Genomic DNA, 9,581 nt, shown 5'->3' on the forward strand with positions numbered 1-9,581 from the left:
CACCGCCAAGATGGCGGCGTTACGTGGTTCGTGCGTAAGTCCTACTACTAAGATGTTGTTAAAATGACTGCAAAAGTTATCGTCATCGATCATCCATTGGTGCAGCACAAATTGACCATTATGCGCCAAACAAAAATCAGTACGGCAAAATTTCGCCAACTGCTTAAGGAAATGGGAAGCTTATTAGCTTATGAAGTAACGCGCGACTTGCCACTCAAATATGAGAAAATCCAAACTCCAATTGCCTCAACGATCGCTCCCATGCTAGCCTCGGAAAAGAAAATGGTAATTGTCTCAATTATGCGAGCAGGTCAGGGTCTTTTAGATGGTATATTAGAGTTAATACCGTCAGCAAGAGTAGGACATATTGGCTTGTATCGCGACCCTACAACTCTGATGGCAATTGAATATTATTTTAAGGTTCCCCACGACATCGAACAGCGAGATGTGTTAATTGTCGATCCGATGTTAGCAACTGGTAATTCAGCAGTAGCGGCGGTAGATAGAATTAAAGAAGTTAACGCCATGTCTATTAAGTTTTTATGCTTGCTCGCCGCACCAGAAGGGATTAAGCACTTCCACGAACAACACCCAGATGTGCCAATTTACACGGCGGCAATTGATGAAGGTTTAGACGAACATGGTTATATTGTACCGGGCATGGGAGATGCAGGCGATCGCCTGTACGGGACAAAGTAATTATAGCCGTAACGCCGCCATCTTGGCGGTATGTTACCGCCAGGATGGCGGCGTTACAGATGATAAAAAACCCGGTTCCTTCAAGAAACCGGGTTTTTCAGATTCTCACAGAAGTTTAAATTTCCTGTCTGCGAGTCGTAACGTCGCCCAATTTCTGGAACAGACCGAACTCAACTTGCTCTTCTAAATCTGGGTCAATTCCAGCAAACACATCTCGGAAGAGAGTGCGGGAACCGTGCCAAATATGGCCAAAGAAGAACAGCAAAGCAAAACAAGCGTGTCCGAAAGTAAACCAACCGCGAGTAGAAGTGCGGAACACCCCGTCAGACTTCAAAGTTTCGCGGTCAAATTCAAACACCTCACCCTTCTGGGCCGCACGAGCGTACTTCTTGACCTCAACGGGGTTATTCAACGTTTGACCGTTCAATTCTCCACCGTAGAAGCTGACAGTAACGCCAGCTTGCTCGAAGCTATATTTCGACTCGGCGCGACGGAAGGGGATGTCAGCGCGAACTATCCCATCTTTGTCTGTCAAAATAACAGGGAAGTTTTCAAAGAAGTTAGGCAGACGGCGTACCGACAATTCCCTACCTTCGCTATCTTTGAACACGGGATGGCCTACCCAATTTTTAGCAATGCCATCTCCCTTGTCCATTGGGCCGGCCCGGAACAAACCGCCTTTAGCAGGACTGTTGCCCACATAATCGTAGAAAGCCAGCTTCTCAGGAATTTGCTCGTAAGCTTGCTCAATGCTGCCACCATTGGCGATGGTCGTTTGTGCTCGGCGTTGAATTTCCTGCTGGAAATAATTGTTATCCCACTGATAACGAGTTGGCCCGAATAGCTCAATGGGAGTAGCGGCAGAACCGTACCACATCGTACCAGCCACGATGAAAGCGGCGAAGAAGACGGCAGCAATACTGCTGGAGAGTACGGTTTCGATGTTACCCATCCGCAGGGCTTTGTAGAGCCGTTCGGGGGGGCGTACTGTCAGGTGGAACAGTCCAGCAATCACGCCTACGACTCCAGCCGCGATATGGTGGGCGACTATGCCGCCAGGGTTGAAGGGGTCAAATCCTTCTGGGCCCCAGGCTGGCGCGACTGGTTGGACGTGACCGGTTAAACCGTAGGGGTCAGAGACCCACATTCCGGGGCCGAAAAGTCCCGATAGGTGGAAGGCTCCAAAGCCAAAGCAGAGTAGACCGGACAAGAATAGGTGAATGCCGAACATTTTCGGCAAGTCGAGGGCTGGTTCGCCGGTGCGGGGGTCTCTGAAGAGTTCTAAGTCCCAGTAAACCCAGTGCCAGACGGCGGCGAGGAATAGTAGACCTGACAGGATGATGTGAGCGGCGGCAACGCCTTCAAAAGACCAAATGCCTGCATCTGCGGCACTTTCGCCGGTGATGCTCCAACCGCCCCAAGATTTGGTAACGCCCAAGCGAGCCATGAATGGCAACACGAACATCCCCTGCCGCCACATGGGGTTAAGGATGGGATCGCTAGGATCGAAAATTGCTAGTTCGTATAGGGCCATTGAGCCTGACCAGCCTGCGACGAGGGCAGTGTGCATCAGGTGTACTGAAATCAATCGGCCTGGATCGTTCAAAACGACTGTGTGTACGCGATACCAAGGTAGTCCCATTGACTACGCTCCTCCAAAGGTGAGAGATGTTTATTTTGACTTTGACGGCTTTTCAGCTTTTTATTAAGCCGCCGACGCTTGCTGCCGTTTTGTCTGGCGGTATTATTGCCTAGACTTAGGGATGGTAAGACGCTGGAGGCATAAAAATGAAAGTTATTTAAAGAAGTGTATCGAGTGTTAGAACCGATTGCAATATTTCTGGGCTACATCAAGTGGGGTTTGCTAATTTGACATCGGGCTTCGATGCTGCCTAAGCGTTCTAGAACTTGCTCGGCGGCGATCAGGCGGGTGAGTACGACGTTGCCGATGTTTTTGGTGGGATCGCTTTCTATGATTGGATCTGTGGGTTTTACTTCTACCATGAGTACGGCTTCTTCTACGCGGTAGAGCCACATTTTCTCATTTTGATCCCAAAGGCAGAGGTTGAGTTTCTCTATGTCGGGCGATCGCCTCCAGGCAGTTTCGCTCCACAACCCGCCAACTCCCCAGACGCGCCCGACCGTCCACCCTTCAGATAAGAAAAAGTATTTCACGAACTTAACTAGGTACGGTTACTTAGAATGTGGTGTTTAGGATAGCGCGAAATGGGGCTTTGAGGGGATTTGTGGCTGAGGATGTTTGAGGGGTAGGGGGTTGTGCGATCGCTTAAGAGAGTTCTAATGTGTATTTCAATTGTGGTCACACTTTAAGTTTATCATAATCTTTATACAGTTAAAAATTTTTAGACAAATCAAGTCTAAATATCTAGTTCTAACTGAACTGATTTTACTTCCATTTGTTTCTCTGCTGATTTTAAGACTTCAAAACTCAGGCGCATCTCTAGTCGTTTTTTCTCTTCTAATATTTCTGAAATTGTCACAATCTGAATTTTATCACAACTTTGACTCATATATCTACTTTGATAAATTCCGGCTGTCTTCGCTGTCTTAATCATTTCTTTAGTGGGTTCTTTTAAGGTAATGAAAATCCCAAGTGCTGCTTGTTCGAGGGTAATAGTTCCTTGCAAGTCGCGGATATCTCCGGCTTTTACATTCCCTGATTTAACTTGCAGAATAATTTTTTCAGGTTCATCTTTGTCACCCTGAAAGTAAGCAATGCCATCTATTCCCCGATCGGCACCTTTTTTGGCGTTAATAGTTGCTCTATTATTACTATAGGTAAGTACAGCCCATTTTTCAAATTCTTTGCGCGTGCGGTCATCTTTTTTATTGGCTAAGGCTAGGGCTGATTCCATGTCTTTAGGAATGCCATTTAATTTGATTTGGTTGAGTATTTCGTTACCAAAGGCATCCTCAAGGCGTTTGAGAATCAAACTAATACTTTGATAAGTAATGTCAATTCCTATCCATTTGCGATTTAATCTCTGGGAGACTGCGACAGTTGTACCGCAACCACAGTAAGCATCTAAAATTACATCGCCTTCATTGCTACTAACTTTGATAATACGTTCTAATAATTCTTCGGGTTTTTGTGTAGGATAGCCCAGACGTTCTGGATCGTTAGCATTTAAGATATTCATCAGCCACCAATCTTCAGGAATTTTGCCTAAAGGATGAGGCTTATATACTTTATTAGTTCCTTTATGCTTGCCCCACATTGCATCATCTTTTCTACCAATTCCTTCGGCTTGATATGGTATTCTAATTGCATCTGAATTGAACTTGTATTCGTTAGTCTTTGAATATCTCAATATGACATCATGCCTTCTGCTAAAGTCTTTTTTAGGAGAACCACCACCTCGATAACACCAAATTATCTCGTTCCTAAAATCACCACCCTGGGAACAAAAAATTGTATCTAAAATTAATTTTAAATAATGGCTGGCTGTGGGGTCACAATGTAGATAAAAACTACCAGTAGGCTTTAAGACTCGATGAATCTCGACTACTCGTAAGGTGATATGAATTAAATATGCTAATAAACTGCCTTTGCTTAAGACTTTGGTTAAACCTGCGATTAAATCAATACTTTGTGATGTAAATTTTCCTTGGTAATTTTCCAAGATTTCAGCTAAACCTTGATTAGCATAATCATCCCATGTCCAAGTGTCAACAAAAGCTTGTGCTTGCGCTTGATCTTCCTTGCCAATATTGTTGTAAATTTGATTATAATTACGTTTCGAGTTAAAAGGCGGATCGATATAGCATAAATCGACTGATTCGTCTTTGATGTGTTTGCGTAAGACTTCGAGATTGTCACCGTAGAATAGTTGATTTACCATTTTTATCTCCCAACTGTATTGTTATTCGATCGACTATTGCCTATAATATTCTATATAAGGCATAATTTACTCAAATGACATGGAACAGCGATTTTATAAGCAACTAATTAAGATAGCAGATAGTAGATTTGCCGGTCATTTGAATAAGTTAATGGAGCAAGAAACAGATGACAATTAGCCTGAAGACTATTATGGAGAATTTGCCTCCCGAACAACGAGCAATAGTCGAAAAGCGATCGCTTGAGTTAATGGTTGAAGAAATGACCTTGCAAGACTTACGAAAAGCAAGGAAATTTACTCAGAAATGATTATAACTCCTAAGCCGTTGTAAATGCTTCTTGCCTAATAGGAGGGCGATCGAATTTGGAGGGAACCCGTAGCATACTTCCGGGTAAAGTTGCCAAGGCAACTGTGTTGCCAAGCATATCAAAAAATTCGACACTGTAACCTGTTTCTAGTCCGGCGACTTCATGGCGTTCTACAACTGTGCCGATATCGCCAACCTGGAGATTTTCTTCAGGCACATTGCTTAAGAGTATGACATCTTTATAGAGCAGGAAATCCATCATTTCTCCTTGTTATCCTTACTGCACAACCCTTCTTTATATCTGTATTTGACAAAAGTGGTTATTATACTATATACTGATATTAAATGAACAGGTGCCCCGAACTGCACGGGGAGGTATGGCGCGGTTGAAATGCCGTGCGCCTGTCAGAGACAAGGTGCCCCGAACTGCACGGGGAGGTATGGCGCGGTTGAGATACCGTGCGCCTGTCAGAGACAAGGTGCCCCGAACTGCACGGGGAGTTATGGTACGGTTGAGATGCCGTGCGCCTGTCTAAACAACAGGTATCCCGAACTGCACGGGAATTTATAGCGCGGTTGAAATACCGTGCGCCAGTTGTTGAAAAACCTTTAAAACCAAAAAAATCTTGACTGACCCCCAAGCAGGGGTCGTGTTTCCTAGCTTTAATCCACGACTACTTTTTGAGTGTCGTGGATTTTTTAACAATCATCCCAAATTAAGGGAGTTCAACTAATTTAATTTTCGATTGAATAAAATTCAAGGCTTCCTGCAATTCGGTATTGCCACTGGCTGTACCTGCTTCTTTTGAACTACGATCGATCAAGTACACTACATAATCTGCTAGCTGCAAACCAGTGTAAAATTCTGAAAAGCCAAACAAAGGTAGTTCCACAAAGTTAGAAGATTCTTTTTGTGACTTCCAATTTTTATACACTCTGAGCAATCTCCCATCCTGAACACTGGTATGCTGAGTTGAACGCGAATCCATAAGTAATATTCCAGTTTCGTTATATTGCTTTAGATAAGCATCTAGCTGCTCTAATAATTGATTGAAAGTTAAGCGATATAACCCAGTGTCATCTTTAATATCTTCGCTGGTCTCGCGCAATCTTTTTTTGTTGATTTGAACAGCAAATATATGGCAAGGTAACTTACTCAGAGTTTCTGAAACTTTCTTAAAAGCTCGAAGACGATTTTCCCTTCGTAAATTATTAAATGCACCCACACCTTGCCAAATATCGCGCCCCTTAAGTTCCCAGTCTTCAGGTTCCCTCCCACTAAATAGCACCTTCTTAAGTGCTGAAACTTCTCTATCCATTTGTGACCAGTGCTGGATATGGATAGAAAAACTAGCTAAAAAAAAGAAATTTGTCTGTCTATCGTTCCAGCCAGTGCCACCCTCATCAACGTAAAATAAAATCGTCATATCGCTCACTCGTAACTTTTGAAAATAAGTGCTACATTATTATATATGGTCTTTAACCTTGAACTTAGATTAAGCTAAAGAAAAAACTAAAATATCGTTTCTCCTATGCACTTCCATTGAATTAGCCATGATCCCAAAAACTCCCCCACAATTCCAAGACCATTTTGACATCATCGTAGTAGGTGCCGGACACTCAGGCTGCGAAGCTGCCCTCGCCGCCGCCCGCCTCAATTGTCGCACCCTATTATTAACCCTAAATCTCGATAAAATTGCATGGCAACCTTGCAACCCCGCCGTCGGTGGCCCCGCGAAAACTCAACTTACAAATGAAGTCGATGCACTAGGTGGAGAAATCGGCAAAATGGCCGATCGCACCTACTTACAAAAACGCATTCTCAACTCCTCACGAGGCCCCGCAGTTTGGGCATTACGAGCTCAAACTGACAAGCGAGAATATGCGGCAATAATGAAGAATATTGTCGAAAACCAAGACAATTTAAGCATCCGCGAAAGCATGGTGACAGATTTAGTTTTAGGCGCTAATGATGAAATTATCGGTGTCGAAACTTACTTCGGTGTCGCCTTCGGATGTAAAGCCGTGATTCTCACCACTGGCACATTTTTAGGCGGCATTATTTGGGTGGGAAATAAATCCATGCCGGCGGGACGTGCCGGCGAATTTGCCGCTGTGGGTTTAACTGAAACTCTCAATAAACTAGGCTTTGAAACGGGAAGGTTGAAAACAGGAACTCCCGCCAGAGTTGACAAACGTTCCCTCGATTACACCAACCTCGAACCTCAACCTGGAGATGCCGATGTCCGCTGGTTTAGCTTCGATCCTAATGTTTGGATAGAACGGGAACAAATGCCTTGCTATCTCACCCGCACCACTCCAGAAACCCATCAATTAATTAGAGAAAATTTACACCTTTCTCCAGTTTACGGCGGCTGGGTAGATGCGAAGGGGCCGCGTTATTGTCCTAGCATTGAAGATAAAATTGTCCGCTTTGCAGATAAGGACAGTCATCAGATATTTATTGAACCGGAAGGCCGGGATATTCCTGAGTTGTATATTCAGGGATTTTCTACTGGTTTACCTGAAAATTTGCAGTTACAAATGTTGCGGACTCTTCCGGGTTTGGAAAATTGCGTAATGTTGCGTCCAGCTTATGCGGTTGAATACGATTATTTACCCGCAACTCAGTGTTTTCCAACCTTAATGACTAAGAAAATTGAGGGGTTATTTTGTGCTGGTCAAGTTAACGGGACAACGGGGTATGAGGAAGCAGCAGCGCAGGGAATTGTTGCCGGGGTTAATGCTGCCAGATTTGTCAATCATCAAGAAATGATTGTCTTTCCCCGCGAGCACAGTTACCTCGGTACGCTAATTGATGATTTGTGTACAAAAGACCTACGGGAACCTTATCGGATGCTTACTTCTCGGTCTGAATATCGGTTATTATTACGTTCGGATAATGCCGATCAACGTCTGACTCCTTTGGGCCGAGAAATTGGTTTGATTGATGACCGTCGCTGGGAGTTATTTCAACGGAAACAAGCTAATATTATCGCTGAAAAAGAACGGCTTTACTCGACGCGGGTAAAAGAAGGCGAGGAGGTAGGAAAGGCAATTTTTGCTGATATGCAGCAAAGCATTAAAGGTTCGATTACCTTGGCTGATTTGTTACGCCGTCCGGGTTTCCACTATGGAGATTTGGAACGCTATAATTTAGCTAATTCTAGTTTGGAGTTGGCTGAGAAGGAAGGCGCAGAAATTGATATTAAATATTCTGGCTACCTTCAACGCCAACAACATCAGATTGACCAAGTTAGCAAACACGAACATCGCCAATTACCCCCGGATTTGGATTATATGACCATTGAAACTCTCTCGAAGGAGTCGCGGGAAAAGTTAGCGAAGGTGAAGCCGTTAACTATTGGTCAAGCTGCGAGAATTGGTGGGGTAAATCCGGCTGATGTGACGGCTTTGTTGATTTATTTGGAAATGCGATCGGGTGTCTTGGCAGGAGAATTACGTCAACAGGCTGCTAGTGTGGGAAAATACAATTAACCGTTAACCGAATTACTTAATCGGTTTCGCGATCGCGACAGTTTTCCTCTTCTGGGCCTTGCGGATGTACCGTACAGTTGAGCAAATAGCCACCGTCGCTCCTACCATAATAGTAGCGGCATCCGATGCAGGTTTGAGGGCGTTCTAGAGGCGCTTGGCGAATAGTATATTCTGGGCCTGCAAACAGCGAAAAACCTTGCTGCGTTTGCACTGTGCCAATGATACCCCCTGCAAATTCAACGGCTGAGCGAATTGTCTCTTGGCGAATACCTGGTTGTAGCTGCACCTCAATCGCCATGCGCTGATTTAGGGGATCTTGTTCTTGGCGACTGATAGTACCTCCGAGAATATGAAAACTCTCTGCGATCGCAACAGAAAATCTTGCTAACGATAGACAATAACCGGATAAAATATAAACTTGATCGTCAGTGGTAGCTCTAATTGTTAGGCGGGTGGGAATCAGCAATCTTAAGTGAGTATTGAGCTCTTCAAAAATAGGTTCCAATCCTAGTATCATTTGGTTTCCTACTTCTTGATTGAGACCAAAAACTCTAGAAACTTGCTGTATTAGCGCTGCTAGAGTATGAACTATCTGTAACAAGAGGGATTCTAATGTACTGTCAACTCTTAACGGACACTCTCGAAGAGTTTTGAAATAATCCTCTAAGCGATGAGCAATTCGTTGAATGCTGCTAAATCCCAGCATAGCGGCTCCCCCTTTAATCGAGTGAGCAGAGCGGATTATCTGGTGTATACTTTCGGAATTTTCTACAGTGCTTTGTAGATTTACAAATCCTATTTCAATGGTCTGGATATGTTCTGTAGCTTCTTCGACAAAGTAACCGATGATTCGCTGTAATTGCTCTGGTAGCATAATTTTTTCTCCTTTACCCCTTTGATCTTTTATTGCCTTTCTGTTTTGCCTCAAGCCAAATTTATCCATAAAAAGTGCATTGATTGAGTTAGAGTGTGTCAAGTGTAACAGTAATACCTGGGGCTGCAAGCACACCAGCTTTTTTTAATATTATTACCTAAAAGTACCAGCAACGATGCACGATCTAAAGTTAGATATTTAGAAAATCGAGAGGGGTTGTCAGCAGTTGCCAAAATACCTAGATTTACCTAGAAATAAAAGTTAATTCAAGGGTGGGCAGTAGATTTTAAGATAGATGTTAATATATAAAAATCAAGTCAGGCGAACCAGACAACTATCG

9 protein-coding genes are annotated in these 9,581 nt (G+C 43.8%); 3 read left to right on the forward strand and 6 right to left on the reverse strand.

Going from position 1 to position 9,581, the window contains the following annotated elements:
- Positions 1-63: 63 nt before the first annotated feature.
- Positions 64-699: a uracil phosphoribosyltransferase gene (gene upp / locus PY364_RS26500; protein ID WP_275570706.1), complete on the forward strand. Its 636-nt coding sequence runs from the start codon at positions 64-66 to the stop codon at positions 697-699.
- A 115-nt stretch (positions 700-814) separates the two neighbouring features.
- Here the strand turns inward: upp and psbB are convergent, their stop codons facing one another.
- The 3 genes from psbB to PY364_RS26515 all read right to left on the reverse strand — a co-directional run bounded on the left by psbB (position 815) and on the right by PY364_RS26515 (position 4,562).
- Positions 815-2,341: a photosystem II chlorophyll-binding protein CP47 gene (psbB, locus tag PY364_RS26505; RefSeq protein WP_275570707.1), complete on the reverse strand. Its 1,527-nt coding sequence runs from the start codon at positions 2,339-2,341 to the stop codon at positions 815-817.
- Between the two features lie 203 nt (positions 2,342-2,544).
- Positions 2,545-2,874, reverse strand: a complete 330-nt coding sequence (locus tag PY364_RS26510; RefSeq protein WP_275570708.1) for a hypothetical protein — start codon at positions 2,872-2,874, stop codon at positions 2,545-2,547.
- Positions 2,875-3,077: 203 nt separating this feature from the next.
- Positions 3,078-4,562: a DNA methyltransferase gene (locus PY364_RS26515; RefSeq protein ID WP_275570709.1), complete on the reverse strand. Its 1,485-nt coding sequence runs from the start codon at positions 4,560-4,562 to the stop codon at positions 3,078-3,080.
- Positions 4,563-4,729: 167 nt separating this feature from the next.
- Between PY364_RS26515 and PY364_RS26520 the strand changes: the two genes are divergently transcribed.
- Positions 4,730-4,870 (forward strand): hypothetical protein, encoded by a 141-nt coding sequence (locus tag PY364_RS26520; RefSeq protein WP_275570710.1) that lies wholly within the window; start codon positions 4,730-4,732, stop codon positions 4,868-4,870.
- Positions 4,871-4,879: 9 nt separating this feature from the next.
- Here PY364_RS26520 and PY364_RS26525 read toward each other — a convergent pair whose 3' ends face one another.
- Positions 4,880-5,131, reverse strand: coding sequence for a DUF4926 domain-containing protein (locus tag PY364_RS26525; protein WP_275570711.1), 252 nt, complete (start codon positions 5,129-5,131; stop codon positions 4,880-4,882).
- A 454-nt stretch (positions 5,132-5,585) separates the two neighbouring features.
- Complete coding sequence (locus tag PY364_RS26530) at positions 5,586-6,296, reverse strand: DUF3800 domain-containing protein (protein ID WP_275570712.1); 711 nt, start codon at positions 6,294-6,296, stop codon at positions 5,586-5,588.
- Between the two features lie 127 nt (positions 6,297-6,423).
- Between PY364_RS26530 and mnmG the strand changes: the two genes are divergently transcribed.
- Positions 6,424-8,367, forward strand: coding sequence for a tRNA uridine-5-carboxymethylaminomethyl(34) synthesis enzyme MnmG (mnmG, locus tag PY364_RS26535; protein WP_275570713.1), 1,944 nt, complete (start codon positions 6,424-6,426; stop codon positions 8,365-8,367).
- A gap of 16 nt (positions 8,368-8,383) precedes the next feature.
- Here mnmG and PY364_RS26540 read toward each other — a convergent pair whose 3' ends face one another.
- A complete protein-coding gene (locus PY364_RS26540; protein ID WP_275570714.1) occupies positions 8,384-9,241 on the reverse strand; it encodes an Hpt domain-containing protein in 858 nt (285 codons plus the stop codon).
- Positions 9,242-9,581 lie beyond the last annotated feature (340 nt).

Source organism: Kamptonema sp. UHCC 0994 (assembly GCF_029167235.1).
Taxonomy (GTDB): domain Bacteria; phylum Cyanobacteriota; class Cyanobacteriia; order Cyanobacteriales; family Microcoleaceae; genus Kamptonema.